The following is a 23,788-nucleotide window of genomic DNA, read 5'->3' as shown; positions in this document are numbered from 1 at the left end:
TGGGGCGGAATTAAGAGCGGGGCCAGATGGTGTCAACGGCAACGTAGCGGACGGGGCAGGTTGCGTTGATCCGGCGGCTATGCCTGTACTCGCTCCGCCGAGCACCGGGCCGACTCCTGTTGCGTCGGCGATCCTGGGCAATCGAGAGGCGGCGGATGGCCCTCGGGGCGCTCGACTGCCGCCTGTCGCAACGATAGGGATGGGGGCAATGGGAGGGATCACGGGCGCGGCTCCGGTCCCGTAAACGTCTGCGTCCCCAGGGTCGCGAGGGGGACGGACCGCTGGCGGCCGTTGGAGCATTACTTGGGCGTGTTGGAGTTCGCCGCTGAGCCCGTACATGATGCCGCGCGCCTGGACGTTCAGCCGTTCCAGGTCGGCGTCGGTCACCGGCTGGTCGGGGACGCGGCTGCCCATGGCGGCCTTCGGGTCGGCGGCGGTCGCCTCGTACGTCCGCTTCTGTTGGAGCTTGGCTGCGTACTCCTCGTGGATTTTCTCCAGCGCGGCGCGGGTGCCGCTGATGGCCTGGGTGGCGGCGGCCAGCGCGGTGTAGTTGGTGGCGGCGGCGTCGTGGGTGTGGCGGATCTTGTCGATGAGTTCGTCCAGTTCGGCCAGGTAGACGCGGGCGGCGGCGTTCGTCTCGGGTGGCCAGGCGGCGGCGAGGCCTCGCCGGTATTCCTGGAGCCGGCTCAGGTGCGTCTGCGCCAGGTCGCAGACCTTGCGCCAACCGGCGACCTGCTTCCAGTGGTTGGTCGTGTCGTGGTCCTGGAGGCAGGCCCACATGCTGTTGACGTCCATGAGGTGCCAGTCGGTGAGGCCGGAGGTGCGGCCGCCGCCCCGTTCGATCACGGCAGGATCACCGGCCCGTCGGTCGGCCCGGTGGGGTCGTGCAGCGCCACCGACGGGCCGGCGGGGACGACGGAGCGGGGGTCGGCGAGGGCTTGTTCGACGTCGACCACGCGCGCGGCGGTGAAGGCGTCCGTGCCGGCGTAGCGGTCGGCGACGGTGCCCGCGGCGGCGGCGAGGTGGCCGGTGACGCCGCGTGCGCCCCACACCATCTCGACGGTGGCCTGCTGGGTCTCGTGGTGCGCGCGCAGGAAGTGAACCAGCTCGATGAAGGCGTCGCACGGGTTGGGCAGGGGAGCCGTCATGTCCTCGGCGATGTGCGGCAGGTGCGGCGCGTAGTCGCGCTCCACCTCGGCCGTGAGCAGGTCGGCGAACTCCCGCAGTTGGCGGATGTCGGCCTCGATGCCGGCGTAGCCACTCGGCCGGCTGGCTGGGTGGTCCTCCTCAGGGATCATCGATCCTCCCTCACCGTCACTGCCTCGTTTCCCTGAGTGAGGTTAACGGCTGAACGCCACCCTGGCAGCCCCCACGGCCGCCGGATCACGCATCGAGGGGCGTCCGCGCCGCGCGGCGGGGCGGCGCCGCGATCAGCGGGGCAGGCCGGACGTACGCCAGGAGCCGCGACCGGGGGCCGGGCCCGCGGGTCGGCCGCTGCGTGCCCACGTGGAGACCGGAGCCGGGGCCGGCTCTCCGGCCGGGCGCGAACGGACGACGATCGCCCCGACGAGCGCGGCCAGTTCCTCCGCGGTGGGCACGCCGCGGACGACCCGGAACAGGGGCTCTTCGGCAGACATGACGCCAGCGTACGCGTCGGAGGGCTCGACCTGTATCGGACAGTGGCGTGCCGGCGGTGTGGCCGTCGGTGCCTCCGGGTACCGTCTCAGCGATGTCGAACGCGCTTCCGCAACTTGTCGCTGACCGGTACCGGCTCATTTCGCCGCTCGGTCAGGGCGGCATGGGTCGGGTGTGGAAGGCGCGCGACGAGGTGCTGCACCGGGACGTGGCGATCAAGGAGTTGGTCCCGCCGCCCAGCCTCACCGACGACGAGCGCCGTGAGATGCGGGAACGCTCGCTGCGCGAGGCGCGGGCGATCGCCCGGCTGAACAACATCAACGTCGTCCGCATCTTCGACGTGCTGCGCACCGACGGCGACCCGTGGATCGTCATGGAGTACGTCGCGTCGAAGTCGTTGCAGGACACCCTCGCCGAGTCCGGACCGGTGCCGCCGGCCCGTGCGATCGAGATCGGTCTCGGTGTGCTCGGCGCCCTGAAGGCCGCGCACAAGGCCGGCGTCATGCACCGGGACGTCAAGCCGGGCAACGTGCTGCTCGGCAACGACGGTCGGGTGGTGCTGACCGACTTCGGTCTCGCCACGATTCCGGGTGACCCCAATGTCACCCGCACCGGCATGGTGCTGGGTTCGCCGGCATACATCGCGCCGGAGCGGGCCCGCGACGGCACCGCCGGGCCGGAGGCCGACCTCTGGTCGCTGGGCGCCACGCTCTACGCCGCCGTGGAGGGCAAGTCGCCGTACGCGCGTCCGTCGGCGATCGCCACCCTCGCGGCACTCGCCACCGAGCCGCTGCCGCCGTCGAAGAACGCCGGCCCGCTGAAGCCGGTGTTGCAGGGCCTGCTGCGCAAGGACCCGAGCGAGCGGATCACCGCCGAGGTGGCCGAACGGCTGCTGCGCCGGGCCAGCGGCAAGCGCTCGCGCATCTCTCTGCTCGACGGCGTACGCCGGCCGGGGCCGAACGGTCCGCGCGTGCCGCGCCCGACCGTGGTGCCGGCTCCGCGCCCGGCCGACCGGAGCGACCCGCCGGTCATGCCCCCGGCGCCCCGCACCCCGCCGGCTGCCGCCGCGGCTGTCGCCGGAGCGGGTGCCACGGCTGACGCCGACCCGACCGCGAAGGTAACGGCTCCGCCGGCCGACCCGACCGCGAAGCTGACGGCTCCGCCCGCCGACCCGACGACGAAGTTGACCCGTGCCGACACCGCTGGCGCCGACGCTGCCGACGCCGACCCGACGGCGAAGGTGACCGGTTCGACGGCGGCCGGATTGGCGGCGGCCGACGCCGACCCGAGCGGCAAGGCCGACGCCGACTCGACCAGCGAGGCCGCCGCCGACCCGACGAGCAAGGTCGACGTCGACTCGGCGGTGTCGACCGACGCGTCCCCGGCCGAGGAGGCGACGGCCGTCGCGTCGACCCGGCCGGAGTCGACCCGTGCGGAGTCGACCCGTGCGGAGACCGCGCAGCCGGAGGTCGCGCCTCGCGAGCCGGCCAGGCCCACCTCGGTGCTGCCCGTCAGCCCACCCGCGTCGAGCGGTCGGGCTTCCATCCCGCCGCAAACCGGTGCGCCGGTCGACCGCAAGCGGCGCAACCTGCTGATCGGCGCGTTGGTGGCGGTGCTGCTGCTCGGCCTAGCCATCGTCGTCCCGCTGCTGGCCGACGGGGACGACCCCGAGCGCTCGGGGGGCCAGGCCGCCGCGACCACGGGCGCTCCGGCGCCCTCCACCGCGCCCAGTTCGGCGCCGCCGCCCTCGGCGGGGCCGACCAGTGGGGCGCCCAGTCCGACGCCGTCGGCGACCCCGTCCGCCGATCCGAACGCCCTGCCCGCCGGCTGGAAGCTGCACCGCGACCCGGCGGGCTTCGCGCTCCCGCTGCCGGACGGCTGGGTCCGCCGCAACGGGGGCCAGAACACGATCGTGTTCGACGAGGCCAATGGTGTGGGCGAGCTCCTGGTCCAGTGGACGAACAATCCGCAGCCGGATGCGGAGGCCGACTGGCGGAGCAAGGAGCCGGACCGGAAGAACTTCGTCACGAACTACAAGTTCGTGAGCATCGAGCGCTGCGACTTCTGGAAGACCTGCGCGGACTGGGAGTGGCTGGAGGACCGCGACGGGACGCGGATCCACGTCCGCAACCGTGGCTTCGTCACCGCCAGCAACCGGGGCTACGCACTGCGCTGGGAGGTCGCGGAGAAGGACTGGCAGGCCAAGCTGGCCGACTTCGACCGGATCGCCAAGGGATTCGTGCCGGACCGCCGGGACTGACCGCGGGAAACCCGTCCGTGCGAAAGTGACTCGCATGTCCTCCCGTCGTCGGGGGTAAGTGATCCTCGACGACGGAAGGAGGGACGACATGGGTTACCGACGGAGGGACGCCCGCCCACGGCTGGCACTGTGGATGCTCGTCGCGCTCGGCGACGCGGTCCTGCTGCTGGCCAGTATCGGAATCCCGGCGCTTATCGCGCTGCTCAGCGTCGTGGCCGTCACCGTCACCGGCGTGGCCGCCCGGCGCATGACCCGGCGCGGCGCGCTCGCCCGCGATGACGCGCTGCCCGCCCGGGTTGCCGTGCCCATCGGGCACCGGCGCCGCGCCTGACGGCCCGCCCCTGACCGCACGGACCCGGGGCAGGTGGCGGGGCCGCACCACGGGAGGCTCGCGACACCGGCGTGGCGGCAGCCGGACCGGCCGTCGACCGTACGGTCGCAGCCGATCCCGCTGCCGCCGACCACCTCCCCAGGTGGATCAGGGCGTGTTGTTGGCCAGGGCGATCAGGCGGGAGCGGTCGCCGTTCCAGTAGTTGCGGTCGACGTTGCCGCTGATGCCGGAGACGGCACCGGTGCTGGTGTACTGCCAGAAGCTCCAGACGGGTGCGCCGGCCGGGAGGGTGCCGGGGGCGCTCGCCCAGCGGGCCACCCACAGGGGGTGGTTGGCCCACGGGCCGGTCCAGCTGCCGGTGCACTGGTTCCAGAAGCTGGTCGTGGTGTAGATGACGGCGTAGCGGCCGGTGCGGGAGCGGTAGGTGTTCAGGAAGTCCTGGACCCAGTTGCGCATGCCGGTGGTGCTGAGGCCGTAGCAGTAGCCGCCGCTGTACGGGTTCGCCTCCAGGTCCAGTGCTGCCGGCAGCGTACGGCTGTCCGCCGACCAGGCGCCGCCGTTGGATGCGAGGTAGTTCGCCTGGACCGCGCCGGAGGAGATGTTGGGTCGGGCGAAGTGGTACGCGCCCCGGATCACCCCGGCGTTGTACGCGTTCACGTAGTTGGCGTTGAAGTTCGGGTCCTTGTAGCTCGTCCCCTCGGTGGCCTTGATGAAGGCGAACTGGATGCCGGCGTTGCGCACGCTCGTCCAGTTGATGCTGCCCTGGTAGCGCGACACGTCGATGCCGGGCACGGTGGCCGCCGAGGCCGGACCGGCGGTGGCGACCAGTGTCGCGGCGGCGGTGGCGAGGATGGTGACGCCGGCGGCGAGGAGCCGGCGCAGGGGGGATCGGGTGGGGGTCATGGATGCCTCCAGGAGACGCCATCAATTGATGCCCATCTTTGGAGGTAAGCGCCCTAGATCACAAGGGGAGCAAAAGAAACTTTCATCGACCGGCTTGCCCCGGGTGGTGGACCCGGACGTGGCGTACCCGGCCGGATGCGACGCGTGACGAGCGCGCTGCCGGCGGTGGACGGGCCGTACGGCGCGGTGGACGGGCCGGTAGGCTCGCGCCCCATGGTGTCGTTCGACGGGCTCACCGACCTCTGGGACCGGCTGTTCGGCGCGCAGCCCGACCCGCCGCCGCTGCTGGTCCTGCTCACCGCCCTGGGCGCCCTCGTCGTCGTGTCGACGCGGCTGCCCTGGCGGATCGCCCGCAACGCCGTCACCATCGCCCACGAAGGCGGTCACGCGCTGGTCGCCCTGCTCACCGGCCGGAAGCTGCGCGGCATCCGGCTGCACTCGGACACCTCGGGGCTGACCCTCTCCGCCGGCCGCCCCAGTGGGCCCGGCATGATCCTCACCCTGCTCGCCGGCTATGTCGCCCCACCGCTGGTCGGGCTGGCCGGCGCGTGGCTGCTCGGCGGCAACCGCATCACGCTCCTGCTCTGGGTGGCCGTCGCGTTGTTGCTGGCCATGCTCGTGATGATCCGCAACGCCTTCGGGGTGATCTCGCTGCTGGTGACCGGCGGCGTGGTCCTCGCCGTCTCCTGGTACGCCTCGCCGCAGGTGCAGGCGGCGTTCGCGTACGCCGGGGTGTGGTTCCTGCTGCTCGGCGGGGTGCGGCCGGTGGTGGAGCTCCAGCGGGTGCGCTCCCGGGGTCGGATGCCGGCCTCCGACGCCGACCAGCTCGCCGGGCTGACGCCGTTCCCCGCGTTCTTCTGGGTCACCGTGTTCGCCCTGGTCAACGTGGCCGTCCTCCTGGCCGGTGCCCTCCTGCTGACCGGCCCGATCCTGACCGAGGCCGGTCTGACCGGGTGACTCCTCGGCGATCATGCAGTTGTGGTGCCTCACAAAAGCCGCCGACCGCGCCAAAACCTGGCACCACAAGTCCATGATCGACGGGGACCGGAGAGGGAGGGACGCGCGTGCGGTATCTGGTGGTGGGGGCGGGGGCCGTCGGGGGCACCGTGGGGGTGCGGTTGGCCTCGGCCGGCCGTGACGTGACGCTGGTGGCACGGGGGGCGCACCTGGCGGCGATCCGGGAGCGCGGACTGACCCTGCGGCAGCCCGACGAGGAGCGGACGCTCCGGCTGCCCACCGTGGACGGCCCCGGTGACCAGCCGTTGCCCGCCGACACCGTGCTGGTGCTCACCGTGAAGTCGCAGGACACCGAGGCGGCGCTCGCCACCTGGGTGGACGCCCCGGTCGCCGGTGGTGGGACGGCCGGGGAGCGACTGCCGCTGCTCACCACCCAGAACGGCGTCGCGAACGAGTCCGCCGCGCTGCGCCTCTTCGCGCGGGTCCACGGCGTGTGCGTGTGGCTGCCCGCCACCCACCTAGAACCGGGCGTGGTGGTGGCCAACGGCCACCCGCACCCGGGGATGCTGCACGTCGGCCGCTATCCGTCCGGATCGGACGACACCGACCACGCGGTGGCCGCCGACCTGACCGCCGCCGGCTTCGTCGCGCCGGTGCGGCCCGACGTGATGCGGTGGAAGTACGGCAAGCTGCTCGGCAACCTCGCCAACGCGCTCCAGGCGCTGTTCGGTCGGGACGTGCCGGACGGCTTGGCGGAGCGCATCCGGACCGAGGGGGAAACTGTGCTCGCGGCGGCGGGGATCGCGCACACCGACCGTACGGAGGAGGCGGCCGAGCGGGGTGAACTCGTGCAGCACCGGCCGGTCGGCGGCGAGCAGCGGGCCGGTGGCTCCACCTGGCAGAGCCTCGCCCGCGGCGCCGGCTCGGCCGAGACCGACCACCTCAACGGCGAGATCGTGCTGCTCGGCCGCCTGCACGGCGTACCGACACCGGCCAACGCGGCGGTCCAGCAGGCGGTACGCCGCGCCGTGCGGGAGCGCATCCCCGCCGGCGAGTTCCCCCGGGCCGAACTGGCGAAATTGCTCGGCTGAGCAGGCAACCGCCGGCACCGGCCGGCGCGTGTCCCCTGCGACCGTCACGGGGGAGGTAGCCAGGTGCCGGACGTCGAGGGCTTCGACGAGTTCTACCGGGGCAGCCGGCAACGCCTGCTCGGCTTCGTCTACGTGCTCACCGGCAACCTCGCCGAGGCGCAGGACGCGGTCCAGGAGGCGTACATCCGGGCCTGGCAGCGCTGGTCGACGGTGAGCGGCTACGACGACCCGGAGGCGTGGACCCGCGTGGTGGCCACCCGGATCGCGGTCAGCCGGTGGCGCAGCCTGCGCAGCCGCGCCCGCGCCTACCTGCGGCACGGCGCCGTCGAGACCACCCCCGGCCCCGGCACGGAAACCGTCGAGGTGGTCGCCGCGCTGCGCCGGCTCCCCGAGGAGCAGCGCACCGCGATTGCCCTCTACTACCTGCTCGGCATGCCGGTCGCCGAGGTCGCCCGGGAGACCGAGGCGCCGGTGGGCACCGTCAAGGCCCGCCTCTCCCGGGGGCGAGCCGCGCTCGCCGGGCTGCTCGCCGTCTCTGACCTCGAGGAGGCCGCTGATGCGTGACGACCTGACCTTCGCCGAACGGGTCCGGCGGGACCTGCACGACGTGCGGTGGCCCGGCCCGGAGGAGCTGCGCGCCCGGGCCCGGCGGCGTAGTCGGCGGAGAATTGTCGCGGCCACCGCCGTGCTCGCCATCGCCGGTAGCACGGCCGTCGCGCTCGGCACGCCCGGCGGATCCCTGACGCCAGCCCAACCAGCCGCCTCGGCCGCGCCCGACGCCACGCCGACCCAGCACGAGATCACCACCGACGCCCTGCTCCAGCCGAGTGACCTGCCGAGCCCGGTCGAGGCGCAGCTCAGCCAGGCGGGCATGGGGGAGCCGGTCCGGGTCGACGCGATGCTCGATCAGTGCCGGACGAACCTGGGGCTGCCGGAGGGGTGGCAGGTCTCCCGCCTGTCCCGCTCACAGACCCTGCTTCGGGCGCGTCCCGCCGGGACCGAGCCCCGCAACGCCGACGTCCTGGTGATGCAGGACGTCTACCGGCTGGGAACACAGGACGAGGCGACGCTCGCCCTCCTTACCCTTCAGCATCTGGTGGACCCGTGCGACGAGTGGCGCAGCCGCGGGCCGTACGACTGGAAGGGGCAGACCGGTACGGCGGAGGTGGTGCACCGGTGGCAGGTCCGGCTGCTGGACTCCGGGGGGAACGGCGGCCTCCTGCTGAGCCACACCATGTCCCGGGCCCGGGACGTGAACACCGGTGCGACGTTCGGCGACGTGCCGCGCCCGACCGACACGGCGGTGGTGCAGGTCGGCGATCTCGTCTCGGTGCTCAGCCTCGGTCGCGACGGCACCGAGGCGCAGCTTCAACAGTTCGCCGTCGCGGCCGTGGCGCGCATGTGCGCGAACGCCAACGCCCCGCCCCCGAACTGCTGAGGGCGAGGCGGTCCCCGACGATCGCGACCAGGGAGATCGCGCGCCGGATCCCGCGTCACAGCGGGATGTTGCCGTGCTTCTTCGGGGGGAGGGTCTCGCGCTTCGTCCGCAGCACGCGCAGCGCCCGCACGATCTGCGTACGGGTCTCGTGCGGCGGGATGACCGAGTCGACGTACCCGCGCTCGGCCGCCACGTACGGGTTGGCGAGCGTGTCCTCGTACTCGGCGATCTTCTCGGCCCGCACGGCCGCCGGGTCCTCGGCGTCGGCCAGCTCCGAGCGGTACAGGATGTTCACCGCGCCCTGCGCGCCCATCACCGCGATCTGCGCGGTCGGCCACGCGAAGTTCAGGTCGGCGCCGAGGTGCTTGGAGCCCATCACGTCGTACGCCCCGCCGTAGGCCTTGCGCGTGATGACGGTGACCTTCGGGACGGTGGCCTCGGCGTACGCGTAGATGAGCTTGGCGCCCCGGCGGATGATGCCGTCCCACTCCTGCCCGGTGCCGGGGAGGAACCCGGGAACGTCCACGAAGGTCAGTACGGGGATGTTGAACGCGTCGCAGGTGCGGACGAACCGGGCGGCCTTCTCCGACGCGGCGATGTCGAGCGTGCCGGCGAAGTGCATCGGCTGGTTCGCGACCACGCCGACCGGCCGCCCCTCGACCCGGCCGTAGCCGACCACGATGTTCTGCGCGTACAGCGGCTGGACCTCCAGGAACTCCCCGTCGTCCAGCACGTGCTCGATCACCCGGTGCATGTCGTACGGCTGGTTGGCCGAGTCGGGGATCAGCGTGTCCAGCTCCCGGTCGGAGTCCGTCACCGACAGCTCGGCCGGGGCGTCGTACACGACCGGCTCGTCGAGGTTGTTCGACGGCAGGTACGACAGCAGCGCCTTCACGTACTCGACCGCGTCCTCCTCGTCCGTCGCGAGGTAGTGCGCGTTGCCGCTGCGGGTGTTGTGGGTGCGGGCGCCACCCAACTCCTCCATGCCCACGTCCTCGCCGGTGACCGTCTTGATGACGTCCGGGCCGGTGATGAACATGTGCGAGGTCTGGTCGACCATGACGGTGAAGTCGGTGACCGCCGGGGAGTAGACCGCGCCGCCCGCGCAGGGGCCCATCACCAGGGAGATCTGCGGGATGACGCCGGAGGCCCGGACGTTGCGGAAGAAGATCTCACCGTAGAGGCCGAGGCTGACCACGCCCTCCTGGATCCGCGCGCCGCCCGAGTCGTTGATGCCGATGACCGGGCAGCCGATCTTCATCGCCAGGTCCATCACCTTGACGATCTTCTCGCCGAAGACCTCGCCCAGCGACCCGCCGAACACCGTGAAGTCCTGCGCGAACACGCAGACCTGCCGGCCGTCGATGGTGCCGTAGCCGGTGATCACCCCGTCGCCGTACGGGCGGGTCCGCTCCAGCCCGAAGTTCGTCGACCGGTGCCGGGCCAGCTCGTCCAGTTCGACGAACGAGCCCTCGTCGAGCAGCAGCTCGATCCGCTCGCGGGCGGTCTTCTTGCCCCGGGCGTGCTGCTTCTCGACGGCCCGCGCCGACCCGGCGTGCACCGCCTCGTCGACCCGGCGCTCCAGGTCCGCCAGCTTGCCCGCGGTGCTGTGGATGTTGGTCCCGGTCTCGGTAGTCACCCAGGGAATATAACGATGGTTCAGGTCACCGCCGCTGTGCAGTTCGCCTCAGCTGCCGTCGGAGCTTTCGCGTACGCCCCGCGGGTCGTCCACCCGTGGGCCGTAGGCTGGCGGAATGCCGGGCTCGCCGTACACCGATCTGGACCGCCCGCCGCTGTCGGCGGCGCGGCTGCGGCGCGCGCTGGTCACCCCGTACGGGCCGTGGAACCGGTTGGAGCTGCGGGCCGAGACCGGCTCGACCAACGCCGACGCGGCCGAGGCCGCCCAGGCTGGCGAGCCGGAGGGCCTGATCGTGGTCGCCGAGCGGCAGACCGCCGGGCGGGGGCGGCGCGGCCGGGTGTGGCAGTCGCCCCCTCGGGCCGGCATCGCGACCAGCGTCCTGCTCCGGCCGGGCGAGGCGGTCCCGGAGCGCGGCTGGCCGGCGGCGCCCGCCACGGCGTACGGCTGGCTGCCGTTGCTGGCCGGCGTCGCGCTGGTCGAGGCGGTGGCCCACCTGGCCGAGCTGGACGCGGTCCTCAAGTGGCCCAACGACCTGCTCGTCGACGGCGCGAAGTGCGCCGGGATCCTCGCCGAGGCGGTACCGGGCACGTCCCCGGCCCAGCCGCCCGCCGTGGTGCTCGGCATCGGCCTCAACGTCACGCTCCGCGCCGACGAGCTGCCGGCGAATCCGACCGGGCTGCCCGCCACGTCGCTGCAGCTCGCCGGCGCCGCGGCCACCGACCGGGACCCGCTGCTGCGGGCGCTGCTGCGCGCCGTCGCCGACTGGTACGACCGCTGGCGCACGTCCGGCGGGGACGCGGAGACCAGCGGGCTGCGGGAGGCGTACGTGGCCAGCTGCGCCACGATCGGCCTGCCGGTGCGGGTGCTGCTGCCGGCGGGCGAGGAGCTGACCGGCACCGCGACCGGTGTCGACGCGGACGGTCAACTGCTGGTCGACACCCCCACCGGCCCCCGCCGCCTGGCCGCCGGCGACGTCCTGCACCTCCGCTGACCGCCCCCGGGCTGCCGCGCCCCGCCCGCGCGGTGCCCGCGATCTTGCAGTTTCGGAGCCGGTCAAAAAGGATGAAGGGTGCAGAACGGGGGCCCAAAGTGCAAGATCGCGGGGGAGCGTGCGGGCCGGGCCGCGCGGCTGATGGTCGGATGTGCGGTGACCGGTTACGGTCACCGCGTCCGTTCCTGCGAGGAGGTTTCCGTGGCGTTCCCTGAAGACGTGCTCACCGAGGACGAGCATGTCGTGTTGCACCTGCACCCGCACTGGAAGGCGCTGATCCGGCCAATCGTCGTGCTGGTGCTCGCCGTCGCCGCGGTGGTGGCCGGCGTGCTGCTGCTCCCCGAGAGTGGCGGCGGGTCGATCGCGCTGGCCGTGATCGGAGTGATCGCCCTCGTGGCGGTCGTCTGGTTCGCGCTCTGGCCGTTCCTGGTCTGGCGTACGACGCACTACCTGTTCACGAACGAGCGGGTGCTGCTCCAGCACGGCGTCTTCTCCCGTGACCGGCGGGACATCCCGCTCACCCGGGTCAACGACCACTCGATGAGCCAGCGGTTCGTCGAGCGGCTCCTCGGCTGCGGCACGCTCACCATCGAGTCGGCCGGCGAGCGCGGCCAGTCCGTCCTGGCCGACGTGCCCGGCGTGGGGCAGGTGCAGACCAAGCTCTACGAGCTGGTCGAGGCGCAGCACGACAAGCACTCGCTCGGCGACGGCGAGATGCGCGAGATCCTGGCGGACATGAGCGAGGGCAAGCCCCTCCGCGACCCGTCCGCCTAACCCCAGCCCGCCCCCCCGACCCCGCCCCCACGCTCCCTCTCCACGCGTTGATCATGAAGTTATTGCCCCGACTCGCCGTGGTCGGCGGCAACAATTTCATGATCAAACGGGGCTGGGGCGGGCGGCGGCGCGGGCGGGTGGGCGGCTGGGGCCCGCGCGGTGGTTAGCGGCGCGGTGAGCGGCGGGTGATGGCCTGGAGTTCGGCGGCGAGTTCCGCGTCCAGGTCCGCACCCGCCAGGCGCGCGTCCAGCGGCATCGGTCGTCCCTGCGTCGGGGCGCCGGGGCCGGTGGTCGGCCCGACGGGGGCGGTCCCCGCCGGGCGGCCGTTCGATGGCGGCTGGGTCTCCTCCAGCTCGGTCACGGACTCCGCCAGCTCGGCGACCGGGTCCATCTCGGCCATCGTGTCCCACTCGTCCCGTGGGAGGCGGTGCCAGTTCTGCTCGTTCGGGTCGGGCGCGGGCTGGAAGACGAACGTGCGGTAGGACCAGAATCGGAACATCGTGCCGAGCAGCACGCCACCGGTCTTCGCCAGGTTCAGGGCGAGCAGGCTGGTCACGCCGAGGCCGTACTTGGCCGCGGCGAGAACGCCCAGCTCGATGAGCAGACCGGTCGCGTTGAACAGGAAGAACAGGACGTACTCGCGCCGAAGTGCCGATTTCGGTCGGTCCCGGTACGTCCAGTGGCGATTCATCAGATACGACGTGATTGTCGCCACCACGGTGGCGATCACGGTCGCCTTGAGTTGGCCGTCGACGAAAACGGTCAGTGCGAGTGCGTTGAACACCGCGTAATTGATGACGGTGTTGATGCCGCCGACGATGCCGAATTTGAGCGCCTCGTGGATGAACTTCTGCCAGCGCTCAGGCAGCAGACGGACAAGACGCATGCGGAACACCTTAGGACAGAGGATTGAGCCGGCAGGTTCCGGCCGGACGGAGTGGGCCGCAGGTCACGCCCCGCGGTCTCGGTCGTGCGTCGCTTCCGGAACGGTCTGGGTTCCCGCTTCCACGAAGACGAACCGCCGGTAGGACCAGAACCGGAAGAGGGTCCCGAGGCCGGTGCCGACCACGAAGCTGGCGATGTTGTCGGCCAGCGGGGTCTGGAACACGCTCGGCCAGATGCTGCCCAGCCCGTAACGGCTGATGGCGAGGACGGCCACCGCGATGCCCAGGCCGACCCCGTTGAAGAAGAAGAAGAGCGCGTACTCGCGGGCGGGGTTGTTGCGCTGCCGGTGCCGCCAGGTCCAGAACCGGTTGCCCACGAACGCGAAGGTCGCCGCGATGACCGTGGAGATGGTCTTCGCCGTCACCTGCTCCAGCCCGTGGCCGGCGGTCAGGTAGTTGAAGAGCGCGAAGTCGATGAGAAAGGCGACGCCGCCCACGGTGGCGAACTTGCTCATCTCGTGGATGAGGTGACCGAAGCGGTCGAGCAGGGCCCGGAGCGGGCCTCTGCGGGTGCGCGAAGGACCCGGTTGCTCTCCGGTCATCGTCGCGGCCACCCGGCGAGCCTACCGGCTGATGTCATGTCGCACGGGTAGCAACGGCGAGCAGGGGCGGCCGGCATGGGCGGGCCGCCCGGAGTCCGCGGTGGACATGAACGGAGCGTAGCCGCACCGACGGCGCGGCGGGGTCGGACCGGAGGAGTTCGGCCGTTCGCGGACGACCGCGTCGAGGGATGCCGAGGAGTCCGGCGGCGGCCTCCGTGTCGAGGCGCGATCCGAGGTTCGCCGAAGGATTTGCGTGAAACTGCGCGCAAAAACGGGTATCAGCACGCGATGCCGCAGCGTGGCCGTACCTTGTGCAGTTCTTCACAACCAGTCCCACTGACTCGGAGACCTGCCCGGTTTACGCTGGGCGCAATCCCAGGTTTCCACGAAGGCGAAGCGGTTCCCGCCCGCCGAGACTCGTGCATCCCATAGTTCGGTCAGCGTCGACCACAAGGAGATGTGTCATGGTTGCTCCGGCTGTTGTTCGGGGTATCGATCAGGCCCCGACGTCCCATCCCAAACTGCTCGCCTGGGTCCGTGAGGTCGCGGAACTGACCACCCCCGACCGGGTGGTCTGGGTGGACGGGTCCGACGAGGAATGGCGCCGACTCACCGACGAACTGGTCGAGTCCGGCACGCTGATCCGGCTGAACCCGGAGAAGAAGCCCAACTCCTTCTACGCGCGTACCGACCCGTCGGACGTCGCCCGGGTCGAGGAGCGCACCTACATCTGCTCGGTGGACGAGGCGGACGCCGGCCCCACCAACAACTGGATGGCGCCGGCCGAGATGAAGCGCGTCATGACGGACCTCTACCGAGGTTCGATGCGCGGCCGGACGATGTACGTCATCCCGTTCGTCATGGGCCCGGTCGAGGCGGAGAGCCCCATGTTCGGCGTCGAGATCACCGACAGCCCGTACGTGGTCGCGTCGATGCGGATCATGACCCGGATGGGCCGGGCGATCCTCGACGCGATGGGCGACGACGCGGACTTCGTGCACGCGCTGCACTCGATCGGCGCCCCACTCGCCCCCGGTCAGCAGGACGTCGCCTGGCCGTGCAACGAGACCAAGTACATCTCGCACTTCCCGGAGACGCGCGAGATCTGGTCGTACGGATCCGGCTACGGCGGCAACTCGCTGCTCGGCAAGAAGTGCTACTCGCTGCGGATCGCCAGCGTGATGGGCCGGGACGAGGGCTGGCTCGCCGAGCACATGCTGATCCTGAAGATCACCTCGCCGGAGGGCCGCGTCTACCACATCGCGGGTGCCTTCCCGTCGGCCTGCGGCAAGACGAACCTCGCCATGCTGGAGCCGACCATCCCGGGTTGGAAGGTCGAGACCATCGGCGACGACATCGCCTGGATGCGGTTCGGCCCCGACGGCCGCCTCTACGCCGTCAACCCCGAGTACGGCCTGTTCGGCGTGGCACCCGGCACCGACTGGAAGACCAACGCCAACGCGATGCGGACGCTGGACCGCGGCAACTCCATCTTCACCAACGTCGCGCTCACCGACGACGGTGACATCTGGTGGGAGGGGATGGGTGAGCCGCCGGCGCACCTGATCGACTGGAAGGGCAACGACTGGACGCCGGACAGCGACAGCCTCTCGTCGCACGCCAACAGCCGGTTCTGCACCCCGATCACCCAGTGCCCGATCCTCGCCGACGACTACTACGACCCGAACGGCGTGCCGATCGACGCGATCCTCTTCGGCGGCCGGCGGCGGGACACGATCCCGCTGGTGACCGAGGCCCGCGACTGGGTGCACGGCGTCTACATGGGCGCGACGCTGTCGTCGGAGACCACCGCCGCCGCGTCCGGTGCCGTCGGTGTGGTCCGTCGCGACCCGATGGCGATGCTGCCGTTCATCGGCTACCACGCCGGTGACTACTTCCGGCACTGGATCGAGATGGGCAAGGGCGCCGACGGCGACGAGTCCAAGCTGCCACGCATCTACTACGTCAACTGGTTCCGTAAGGACCCGGAGGGCGGCTTCCTCTGGCCGGGCTTCGGCGAGAACTCACGCGTGCTCAAGTGGATCGTCGAGCGGATCGAGGGCAGCGCCGACGCGGTGGAGACCCCGGTCGGCATGGTTCCGGCCCCCGACGCGCTCGACGTCGACGGGCTGGACATGACCCCGGAGGACGTGCGGATCGCGCTGAAGGTCGACCCGGACGAGTGGCGCAACGAGCTGCCGCTGGTCACCGAGTGGTTCGAGAAGTTCGGGGACAAGCTGCCCGGTGTGCTCTGGGCCGAGCTGGACGCGCTGCGGGCCCGCCTCGACGCGGAGCAGCCCCAGCGGTAGGTGTGCCGCGCGCCCGCGCGGGGCATCATCGGATCCCATGAGGACGGCCGCCGAGACCGAGGTCCGGCGGCCGTCCGCCGTCCGGGCGCTGACCACGCTGCTCGCGGTGACGGCGGCGGCCACCGTCGTGGTCGAGCTGCTCAACTGGTGGTACGCCCCGGAGCAGGGTTTCGGGCTCGCCGTACGGACCGGCTGGGCGATGTTGCGCTCGGTGGGCTTCCTGGTGCTGATCGGGCACGTCCGTCGTGGTCGGACGGTCGCCCGACCGTTCGGGCTGATCCTCGCGGTGACCACGGTGTTCGCGGTGGGCCGGTTGATCGTGCCCCGGCAGGGGGTGCCGCCGCTGCCCGGTGTCCTCGGTTTCGCACTGCTGACCGGGCTCTGCGTCGCCGTGGTGTGGTTGCTCCACCGCTCGTCCGCGCTCGCCGGGCACCTGGTCCGGCACCGTTCCCGCCTGGTCATCGACCGCTCGGGCATCTCGTGGCGTGAGGTGGCACCCCGCCGGCCGGAGGCGAGCGGCTGGCTGCTGACCAGCCGGGTCGCCGCGTTCACCTACAGCCCGCTGATGCTCGTACCCTCGCTGGTCGCCGGCGGCGCGGTGCTGGACGGGCGGCTGATCGCCGTGCCCGCGGTGGCGTTCTGGTTCGGCGCGGGCGTCATGACCAGCTACGCCGTGCTGCTGTGCACCGCCTTCCTGATGCATGGCAGACAGTGGGCGAGGGGCCTGCTGGTCGCCGTCACCGTGGTGGTGCTCGCCGTCGACCTGCCGCTCTGCCGCTGGCTGCTCGGCGTGGACGGCCTGGTCCGCGACGGCGGCCCGCTGGTGGCCGCGGCCACCATCACCCTGTACGCCCTCTGGCGCGCCACCCGGGCCGACCGCGCCGCCACGGCCTGACTCGCGCTGCCGGCCGGACCGTCACCCGCGCGTGCCGGTGCGGTATCGGTGATCGTGAGCGCGGACCGGGCAGGATGGGCAGGCGGGGGACCAGCCGACCCGGCCGCGCCGGGTCACCGCGGAGGAGGGCGACGCGATGGGTGACGACTTCGACGTGGCGGTGGTCGGCGCCGGCCCGGCCGGTTCGGCGGCCGCGCTGGCGGCCCGGCGGGCGGGCGCCCGCGTCCTGTTGCTGGACCGGGCCGACTTCCCGCGCGACAAGGCGTGCGGCGACGGGATCGCGGCCCATGCGCTGGAGGTCCTCGACGAGCTGGGCGTACGCGACGTGGTCGCCGGCTACGCCCCGCTCCCGGCGCTGCGACTGATCGGCCCGAGCGGCGACGCGGTGGCGCGGAGGCTGCCCCGGCCGGCGTACACGGTGCCCCGGGAGGTCTTCGACGCCCGGCTGGTGGCCGCCGCGGTGGCCGCCGGGGCGACGCTGCGCCGGCACACCGTACGCCGGATCGAGCAGCACGCCGACGGGGTCGTCCTCGACGGGGAACTCACCGCGCGGGTGGTGGTGGGGGCGGACGGCGCCGGGTCGGTGGTCCGGCGGGCGCTCGGGCACCCCGTGAACCCGGACCGGCACCTGGCGCTGGCCATCCGGGGGTACGCGCCGGCGTTGCCGGGCCCGCCCGAACAGCTCATCGTGACGTCGGGGCGGCGCTGGCCGGCGTACGCCTGGTCGTTCCCGATCGGTGACGGCCGCGCGAACGTCGGGTACGGGGAGGTGCTGCGGGGCGAGCCGCTGACCCGGCGGTACCTGCTCGACCGGCTCGCCGCCCTGCTGCCCGGCACCGACCCGGCGACCGTCGACGGGCTGCGCGCACACCACCTGCCGCTGTCGACCCACCGCCCGTCGCCCGGCCGGGGCCGGGTGCTGCTGGCCGGTGACGCGCTCTCGCTGATCAATCCCTTCACCGGAGAGGGGATCTTCTACGCCCTGCTCTCCGGAGCGCTGGCCGGCGCGGCGGCGGCCGGTTCGCCGCAGCGGCCCGTCGCGCGGTACGTCGACGCGCTGCGCCGCCGTCTCGGCACCCACCTGCGGCACAGCTCGGCGGCGGCCTGGCTGGCCCGACGTCGCCGGGTGGTCGACGCCGCGGTGCGGGCCGCGCGGCGCGACGATCGGGTCTACCGGACGGTAGTGGAGCTGGGGCTCGGCGACGGACGGCTCGACGGACGCACGCTGGCGATGATCGGCCTCGGTCTGGTTTCCCAGGATCGCCCTCCGAGGCGGTGATTCCTCCGGCGGGTCGCTACGCTGCTAGGTGATGTCTCTGCGGAACCTTATCTACTCCGTGTACGAGCGCCGTCTGACGGCCAAGCTCGCGGGCAAGCCAGTGCCCCGGCACGTCGGAGTGATGTGCGACGGCAACCGCAGGTGGGCCAAGGAGATGGGCTTCGTCGACCCGAACGACGGACACCGGGTCGGCGCCGCCAAGATCAAGCACGTGCTGGGCTGGTGCGACCAGGCGGGCATCGCCCACGTCACCCTCTACCTGCTGGCCACGGACAACCTGCGCCGGCCGGCCAGCGAGCTCGACCCGCTGCTCCAGATCATCGAGGACCTGGTGGTGGAGTTGGCGGAGGAGGGCAACCCGTGGCGGCTGCGCATGGTCGGCGCGCTCGACCTGCTGCCCGCGCAGACCGCCGCAGCGTTGAAGGCGGCCGAGGAGCGCACCCGGGACCGCAGCGGCGGGGCCGAGGTGAACATCGCGGTCGGCTACGGCGGCCGGCGGGAGATCACCGACGCGGTCCGCTCGCTGCTGCTGGAACACGCCGCGTCCGGCGGCACCATCGAGGAGCTGGCCGAGGTGCTCGACGTCGAGCACATCGCCGAACACCTCTACACGCGTGGTCAGCCCGACCCGGACCTGGTGATCCGGACGAGCGGTGAGCAGCGCCTCTCCGGCTTCATGCTCTGGCAGTCGGCGCACTCCGAGTTCTACTTCTGCGAACTCAACTGGCCCGACTTCCGGCACATCGACTTCCTCCGGGCGCTGCGCTCGTACGCCAACCGCCAACGCCGCTACGGCGCCTGACCCCGCCCCCGCGGCCCCCCCGCCCGCCCCCTGGCCCGGCTCCCGGTCTCCGGCGATCTTGCACTTTCGGCCCTCAGAGTGGCCGTTCTGCCGGATTCGCCGGGGCGGTAAGTGCAAGATCGCGAGGTGCGAAGAGCCGGCGCGGGGGCGGCGGGCGTGGGGCTCAGGTGAGGTGGTGGGTGGCTTCGGTGAGGAAGTCGCCGAGGGCGGCGGGGGAGTCGATCGTGAGGTCGGCGGCGTGGGCGACCTCCTGCCCCGTCTCCGGGTTGGCCACGGCCACGCAGACGCCGAAGAAGTCCGGGTCGGCGGCGGCGCGGGCGCGCAGCGCGGCGAACGCCTTGATGTCGGAGACGTCGTCGCCGAAGTACCAGGCGCCACCGGCGTCCCGGATCACCTCGCCGATCACCATGCCCTTGTCGCGGTCGACCGGAGGCTTGAGTTCGAGCACCATGCGGCCCGCCTGCACGCGCAGCCCGAGCCGGTCGGCCTGGGCCCGGCCCCACTCCTGTACGGCGTCGCCGAGTTGCGGTGCGGTGCGCCAGTGCAGCGCCACGGACAGCCGCTTGAACTCGACCAGCGTGCCCGCCGGCAGCTCGGCCCGGGCGAGGTCGGCGAGCTCGGCCATGGTGGGCACCCAGGGCAGCGCCGCCGGCTCGGTGACCGTCTCACCGCCGGAGTGGCTGTGTTCGAGGCCGTAGAGGCCGTAGAGGTCCACCCCGTCGAGGCCGCCGAGGTGCTCTCGGAGGAACTCGACCGGCCGGGCGGAGACGATCGCGATCCGCCGGACCAGCGGGGCCAGCGACTCGATCGCGGCCAGCACCTTGGGTGCGGGCTGCACGGCGGTCGGGTCGTCGTCGACCGGCGCGAGCGTTCCGTCGAAGTCGAAGAAGAGCACTGTCCGGGGGGCCCGACCGGCGGTCGTACGCCAGGCCTCGTCAGCGTTCAACGGAGTCCTCGGCTGCTGGTTGCCCACATTCAACGGCGGCACGCGCGTCAGCGTACCCCGGGTCGGGCGGCTCATTCGTGGCCGAGAGAAGCCCCTCGGCGAGGGCAGGCGGGTCAGCGTTCGGCGGCTCCCCGACCCCGACGCCCGAACGGCACGATCGCCGCGTCCTGCCCGTGGCTGAGCAGGTAACCCTCGACGAAACCGGTGTTGCGATCACCGGTGTGCGACTCGATCTCGTTCAGCCGGGCGACGAGGAACTCGGTGAGCGCGCTGATCCGGTCGTTGAGCCGCTCGTGCAGCTCGGCCAGGACCGCCAGCACCACGGAGGTGCCGGCGATGGTGAGCGCGAACAGGTTGACGAGCAGGGGAAGCTGCCCGCCGTTGACCGCGAGGGTCACCGCGTTGCCGGTGACGCACAACGTCACCGACACGGTGGCCACCACGACTGCCAACCATTTCAGGGTCATGGACAGACCCCTCCTTCTGTCCCGCAGGGCTGGGTTCGGCCTTGTCCCGTCCCCCCGCCGACGACGAGCCCAAGCAGTACGAATAGGGACGCTAGCGTGCGCGTTCCGGCCCCGGAGCGAAACGAATGAGTCTGACCTGCCGTTCTTTCGCCATCTGAGGAACTAGCCGGCCTGTTGCTCTCGCTTTCGGACATCGAGCGGGAGAGTGGGGCGGTAGGCGAGGTATCGGATGGTTTCGCGGATGTGGAACTTCTCCGCGTCCGACACCTCGGGGTCGACCAGCCGGCGCAGCAGTGCCTCGACGTCCGGGTCCATCGGCGGGGGCGGCTGGTTGCCGCGCGGAGCGGCGGCCGTGCGGTCCCACCCGAGGGCCGCGAACGCGGTGGCGGGGTTGAGGCCGAGGCCCTCGCAGAAGGCAACCACCCGCTCGGCCTCCGGGTCGCTGGCCCAGTCGCCGCGGACCCACCGGTTGATGGTCTGGCGGGAGACGCCGGTGCGCCGGGAGACCTCGGTGCCGCTCCATGCCCGGGTCGCGCGCGCCTCGTCGAGGGCGCGCCGGACGAAGGTGGCGAATGCGATCTTCCGGGCGTTGGCCGTCTCGGTCACCTCGTGACGGTACGGCCAGTCAGGTCGGGATGGGGAGCCCGGCACGCTGCTGTCACGCGAACGTGACGGCACTTTCGGGTTCCCGGTAAACGATCCAGCGGCGCTTTTGAGGGGCCTCACCCGGGCAGAATAGATGCCCGTAGGTGTCGGGGTAAACGGACGAAAAGCTGATACTGTCACGTCCATGGGACAACCTACGGTGTGTCACGTGCCTGAGACGATTGGTGCTCGCATGCGTCACGCCCTCGGTGCAGGGGAGGTGTGGTGACCGAACTCGCTACCCGTGCCCAGGCCTTCGGTCTGATCGCCGAGGGCGTCGAGGCCGGCCTCAGCGCCCCCTGGCGCCTCTACCTCGCGCGGGGCTGTCGCTACCTCTCGTTGAGCGTGGGCGACCGGGCCGAGTGGAACGCCTGGCGGACCCACCTCGGCTGCCCCGAGCTGAGCGTACGGGTCTACGACGCCGGCGGGGAGATCCGACGTTCGTCGGTCGCGGAGGTCGTCCTGGACGGCTGCCGGATCAGCGTGGAACTGGTCGAGGAGGTCAGCACCGACGACCTGGACCGGCTGCTGGTCGCCGATCCCACCTCGGTCGAACCGGAGGAGCGATGAACCGGCACTCCCGGCGCACCGGAGCCGCCCGATGAGCCCGTTCCTCGCGATCTTCCTGGTGCTCGTTCTCGGTGCCACCAGCTATGCCGCCGGCCGCCTGCACGGGCAGCTCAGCTACCGCATCGGCTACCGGTTCGGTTACCGGCAGGGTTACTTCGACGGTGACCGTGGCGCCTGGAACCGACGCCGCCGCGACGCCCAGGCCGCCATCGCGTCGGCGCTGTCCACCCCGCCGAGCACCCTGCGGGTGGGCGGGACGGTGGCCGGCCCCGGCACCACGTACACCGGTTCGTCGTTCACGGCGCCGGCTGCCCCGGTCACGGGGCGGCACCCGACCGGCACCCTGGTCCGACGGACCGGCTGACGGCCGCCGGGGCCGCCCAGCGGGGCCCCGGACGCCGTCGACCAGGCACGGTGCGTCGTCCGCGGCGGATACGCACCGTCGGGGCCACGTCAGACCGGTGACGGTGGCCCCACCGGCCGGGATGCGCGCAGGGGGCATGCATCCCGGCCGGCTCCGCCGCCCGTGGCTCGGCAGCCGGCGTGCCCGATCGCGCCGGCTGCCGCAGGCGGGCCGCCGTTCACCCGCCGCTCCCCGGAGATCCACGATCGCCCTCTAGCCGGGATGCCCGTACCCGGCTAGCGTCTAGGCATGGCACGGGGTTCTCCCGGGCCAACCGGTTGCCCGGACCTGCGACCTCGCGCACGGGGCCCGCATCCGACCCCGTGTCCCCCGGGCACCGGAGGAGGCGGAACGCGGGTGGCGGGTGCCCACCTGCCGGAGCAGGCCTGTGACGACTCGCCGTACCACCGCCGGTGCCGACCAGACCCCGGCCGCGACTGCCACGACCCGCCGCGCCACCCGGAGCCGCCGCACGGCGGCCACCGCGCCGGCCGACAGCTTGGAGCCTCGACCAGACGGCCAGGTCTTCGTCCTGGACACGTCGGTCCTGCTCTCCGACCCCGCGGCGTTCCACCGCTTCGACGAGCACGAGGTGGTGTTGCCGCTCGTGGTGATCTCCGAGTTGGAGGGCAAGCGGCACCACCCCGAGCTGGGCTGGTTCGCCCGCCAGTCGCTGCGCATGCTCGACGAGCTGCGCGTGCGGCACGGCCGGCTGGATCGGCCGGTGCCCGCCAACGACGTCGGCGGGACCCTGCGGGTGGAGCTGAACCACACCGACGACGGGGTGTTGCCGCCCGGCTTCCGCACCGAGTCCAACGACGCCCGCATCCTCTCCGTGGCGCTCAACCTGGCCACCGAGGGCCGGTCGGTGACGCTGGTCAGCAAGGACATGCCGCTGCGGGTCAAGGCCGCGTCGGTCGGCCTGCGGGCCGACGAGTACCGGCACGGCCAGGCCAGCGACCCGACCTGGACCGGCATGGCCGAGCTGGCGCTGGCCGAGGAGCAGATCGGCCGGCTCTACGCCGGGGACGCCCTCGACGTGGACGAGGCCGCCGGGCTGCCCTGTCACACCGGCCTGGTGCTGCACTCCGCCCGTGGGTCGGCGCTCGGCCGGGTGCTGCCGGACAAGACGGTCCGGCTGGTCCGCGGCGACCGGGAGGCGTTCGGCGTGCACGGCCGCTCCGCGGAGCAACGGATCGCCCTGGACCTGCTGCTGGACGAGTCGATCGGCATCGTGTCGCTCGGCGGCCGAGCCGGCACCGGCAAGTCCGCCCTGGCGCTCTGCGCCGGGTTGGAGGCGGTGATGGAGCGGCGCCGGCACAAGAAGGTGATCGTGTTCCGCCCGCTGTACGCCGTCGGCGGCCAGGAACTGGGTTATCTGCCCGGGTCCGAGTCGGAGAAGATGTCGCCCTGGGCGCAGGCGGTCTTCGACACGCTCGGCGCCGTGGTGCACGAGAACGTGCTGGAGGAGGTCACCTCGCGCGGCCTGCTCGAGGTGCTGCCGCTGACGCACATCCGTGGGCGCAGCCTCCACGACGCCTTCGTGATCGTGGACGAGGCGCAGTCCCTGGAGCGGGGCGTGCTGCTGACCGTGCTGTCCCGGATCGGCCAGGGCTCCCGGGTGGTCCTCACGCACGACGTGGCGCAGCGGGACAATCTGCGGGTCGGTCGGCATGACGGCGTGACCGCGGTGATCGAGGCGTTGAAGGGCCATCCGCTCTTCGCCCACGTCACGCTCAGCCGTTCGGAGCGGTCGCCGATCGCCGCCATGGTGACGGATCTTCTGGAGGACATCCCCACCTAGCGGGCGCTCTATGGGCATTTGTCCGGATTTTAGGTGTGGCGCAAGTCACAAAGCCGTCGTGCGGTTTCCCATCAGCCTCACTGTGCGCGATGGTGTCCCACGAGCGCCCACGCACCGGAGACATCGCCCAGGATCGTTCGTCACACGCGGAACGGGATCGGCG

Annotated in this window: 24 protein-coding genes; 15 read left to right on the top strand and 9 right to left on the bottom strand. The window is 72.1% G+C overall.

What is annotated here, in order from left to right; all coding sequences use genetic code 11:
* Positions 1-842: 842 nt before the first annotated feature.
* Entirely contained in the window at positions 843-1,298 is a 456-nt protein-coding gene (locus tag GA0070620_RS17735; protein ID WP_091592346.1) for a hypothetical protein, read from the bottom strand.
* Positions 1,299-1,430: 132 nt separating this feature from the next.
* Complete coding sequence (locus GA0070620_RS17730) at positions 1,431-1,637, bottom strand: acyl-CoA carboxylase subunit epsilon (RefSeq protein ID WP_091592344.1); 207 nt, start codon at positions 1,635-1,637, stop codon at positions 1,431-1,433.
* Positions 1,638-1,729: 92 nt separating this feature from the next.
* Here GA0070620_RS17730 and GA0070620_RS17725 point away from each other — a divergent pair, with 92 nt between their 5' ends.
* Together GA0070620_RS17725 and GA0070620_RS17720 are read left to right on the top strand one after the other, a co-directional pair.
* Positions 1,730-3,895: a serine/threonine-protein kinase gene (locus GA0070620_RS17725; protein ID WP_091592342.1), complete on the top strand. Its 2,166-nt coding sequence runs from the start codon at positions 1,730-1,732 to the stop codon at positions 3,893-3,895.
* A gap of 88 nt (positions 3,896-3,983) precedes the next feature.
* Positions 3,984-4,226, top strand: coding sequence for a hypothetical protein (locus GA0070620_RS17720; protein WP_091592340.1), 243 nt, complete (start codon positions 3,984-3,986; stop codon positions 4,224-4,226).
* Positions 4,227-4,373: 147 nt separating this feature from the next.
* On the opposite strand, the gene GA0070620_RS17715 is transcribed toward GA0070620_RS17720, so the two are convergent.
* On the bottom strand, positions 4,374-5,129 hold the full coding sequence (locus tag GA0070620_RS17715; protein WP_091592338.1) for a GH25 family lysozyme: 756 nt from the start codon (positions 5,127-5,129) through the stop codon (positions 4,374-4,376).
* A 213-nt stretch (positions 5,130-5,342) separates the two neighbouring features.
* On the opposite strand from GA0070620_RS17715, the gene GA0070620_RS17710 reads away from it, so the two are divergent.
* The 4 genes from GA0070620_RS17710 to GA0070620_RS17695 all read left to right on the top strand — a co-directional run bounded on the left by GA0070620_RS17710 (position 5,343) and on the right by GA0070620_RS17695 (position 8,615).
* Positions 5,343-6,086: a M50 family metallopeptidase gene (locus tag GA0070620_RS17710; RefSeq protein ID WP_091598927.1), complete on the top strand. Its 744-nt coding sequence runs from the start codon at positions 5,343-5,345 to the stop codon at positions 6,084-6,086.
* Positions 6,087-6,193: 107 nt separating this feature from the next.
* Complete coding sequence (locus GA0070620_RS17705) at positions 6,194-7,177, top strand: ketopantoate reductase family protein (RefSeq protein WP_091592336.1); 984 nt, start codon at positions 6,194-6,196, stop codon at positions 7,175-7,177.
* A 63-nt stretch (positions 7,178-7,240) separates the two neighbouring features.
* The gene (locus GA0070620_RS17700) at positions 7,241-7,741 is read left to right on the top strand and encodes a SigE family RNA polymerase sigma factor (RefSeq protein ID WP_091592334.1); all 501 of its coding nucleotides are present in this window, start codon (positions 7,241-7,243) and stop codon (positions 7,739-7,741) included.
* Positions 7,734-8,615: a hypothetical protein gene (locus tag GA0070620_RS17695; protein WP_091592332.1), complete on the top strand. Its 882-nt coding sequence runs from the start codon at positions 7,734-7,736 to the stop codon at positions 8,613-8,615. The genes GA0070620_RS17700 and GA0070620_RS17695 overlap by 8 nt, the downstream gene beginning before the upstream one ends.
* 55 nt (positions 8,616-8,670) lie before the next feature.
* On the opposite strand, the gene GA0070620_RS17690 is transcribed toward GA0070620_RS17695, so the two are convergent.
* Complete coding sequence (locus GA0070620_RS17690; protein ID WP_091592330.1) at positions 8,671-10,254, bottom strand: acyl-CoA carboxylase subunit beta; 1,584 nt, start codon at positions 10,252-10,254, stop codon at positions 8,671-8,673.
* A gap of 115 nt (positions 10,255-10,369) precedes the next feature.
* Here GA0070620_RS17690 and GA0070620_RS17685 point away from each other — a divergent pair, with 115 nt between their 5' ends.
* Together GA0070620_RS17685 and GA0070620_RS17680 are read left to right on the top strand one after the other, a co-directional pair.
* A complete protein-coding gene (locus GA0070620_RS17685; protein ID WP_091592328.1) occupies positions 10,370-11,245 on the top strand; it encodes a biotin--[acetyl-CoA-carboxylase] ligase in 876 nt (291 codons plus the stop codon).
* 201 nt (positions 11,246-11,446) lie between these two features.
* A complete protein-coding gene (locus GA0070620_RS17680; protein WP_091592326.1) occupies positions 11,447-12,019 on the top strand; it encodes a PH domain-containing protein in 573 nt (190 codons plus the stop codon).
* Positions 12,020-12,182: 163 nt separating this feature from the next.
* On the opposite strand, the gene GA0070620_RS17675 is transcribed toward GA0070620_RS17680, so the two are convergent.
* On the bottom strand, positions 12,183-12,905 hold the full coding sequence (locus GA0070620_RS17675) for a GtrA family protein (protein ID WP_091592324.1): 723 nt from the start codon (positions 12,903-12,905) through the stop codon (positions 12,183-12,185).
* Between the two features lie 63 nt (positions 12,906-12,968).
* The gene (locus GA0070620_RS17670) at positions 12,969-13,505 is read right to left on the bottom strand and encodes a GtrA family protein (protein ID WP_091598924.1); all 537 of its coding nucleotides are present in this window, start codon (positions 13,503-13,505) and stop codon (positions 12,969-12,971) included.
* Between the two features lie 464 nt (positions 13,506-13,969).
* Here GA0070620_RS17670 and GA0070620_RS17665 point away from each other — a divergent pair, with 464 nt between their 5' ends.
* From GA0070620_RS17665 to GA0070620_RS17650, 4 genes are all read left to right on the top strand, one after another.
* Positions 13,970-15,814 carry a phosphoenolpyruvate carboxykinase (GTP) gene (locus GA0070620_RS17665; RefSeq protein ID WP_091592323.1) on the top strand — a complete coding sequence of 615 codons (1,845 nt, stop codon included), beginning with the start codon at positions 13,970-13,972 and terminating at the stop codon, positions 15,812-15,814.
* A gap of 37 nt (positions 15,815-15,851) precedes the next feature.
* A complete protein-coding gene (locus GA0070620_RS17660; RefSeq protein WP_091592321.1) occupies positions 15,852-16,709 on the top strand; it encodes a hypothetical protein in 858 nt (285 codons plus the stop codon).
* 136 nt (positions 16,710-16,845) lie between these two features.
* The gene (locus GA0070620_RS17655) at positions 16,846-17,988 is read left to right on the top strand and encodes a geranylgeranyl reductase family protein (RefSeq protein ID WP_091592318.1); all 1,143 of its coding nucleotides are present in this window, start codon (positions 16,846-16,848) and stop codon (positions 17,986-17,988) included.
* Positions 17,989-18,019: 31 nt separating this feature from the next.
* On the top strand, positions 18,020-18,790 hold the full coding sequence (locus GA0070620_RS17650) for an isoprenyl transferase (RefSeq protein ID WP_091592316.1): 771 nt from the start codon (positions 18,020-18,022) through the stop codon (positions 18,788-18,790).
* A 163-nt stretch (positions 18,791-18,953) separates the two neighbouring features.
* Here GA0070620_RS17650 and otsB read toward each other — a convergent pair whose 3' ends face one another.
* The 3 genes from otsB to GA0070620_RS17635 form a co-directional block, all read right to left on the bottom strand.
* The gene (gene otsB / locus GA0070620_RS17645) at positions 18,954-19,778 is read right to left on the bottom strand and encodes a trehalose-phosphatase (protein WP_091598921.1); all 825 of its coding nucleotides are present in this window, start codon (positions 19,776-19,778) and stop codon (positions 18,954-18,956) included.
* A gap of 71 nt (positions 19,779-19,849) precedes the next feature.
* Positions 19,850-20,203, bottom strand: coding sequence for a hypothetical protein (locus GA0070620_RS17640; RefSeq protein ID WP_091592314.1), 354 nt, complete (start codon positions 20,201-20,203; stop codon positions 19,850-19,852).
* A gap of 162 nt (positions 20,204-20,365) precedes the next feature.
* Positions 20,366-20,809, bottom strand: a complete 444-nt coding sequence (locus tag GA0070620_RS17635) for an XRE family transcriptional regulator (protein ID WP_091592312.1) — start codon at positions 20,807-20,809, stop codon at positions 20,366-20,368.
* Between the two features lie 264 nt (positions 20,810-21,073).
* On the opposite strand from GA0070620_RS17635, the gene GA0070620_RS17630 reads away from it, so the two are divergent.
* From GA0070620_RS17630 to GA0070620_RS17620, 3 genes are all read left to right on the top strand, one after another.
* Positions 21,074-21,418: a hypothetical protein gene (locus tag GA0070620_RS17630; RefSeq protein ID WP_091592311.1), complete on the top strand. Its 345-nt coding sequence runs from the start codon at positions 21,074-21,076 to the stop codon at positions 21,416-21,418.
* A gap of 31 nt (positions 21,419-21,449) precedes the next feature.
* Positions 21,450-21,782 carry a hypothetical protein gene (locus GA0070620_RS17625; protein WP_091592310.1) on the top strand — a complete coding sequence of 111 codons (333 nt, stop codon included), beginning with the start codon at positions 21,450-21,452 and terminating at the stop codon, positions 21,780-21,782.
* Between the two features lie 427 nt (positions 21,783-22,209).
* Positions 22,210-23,625, top strand: coding sequence for a PhoH family protein (locus tag GA0070620_RS17620; protein ID WP_091592306.1), 1,416 nt, complete (start codon positions 22,210-22,212; stop codon positions 23,623-23,625).
* Positions 23,626-23,788: the final 163 nt, after the last annotated feature.

The organism is Micromonospora krabiensis (assembly GCF_900091425.1).
Lineage (GTDB): Bacteria > Actinomycetota > Actinomycetes > Mycobacteriales > Micromonosporaceae > Micromonospora > Micromonospora krabiensis.
The sequence above is the reverse complement of the archived record's forward strand: the minus strand, read 5'-3'. Positions and strand labels throughout refer to the sequence as shown.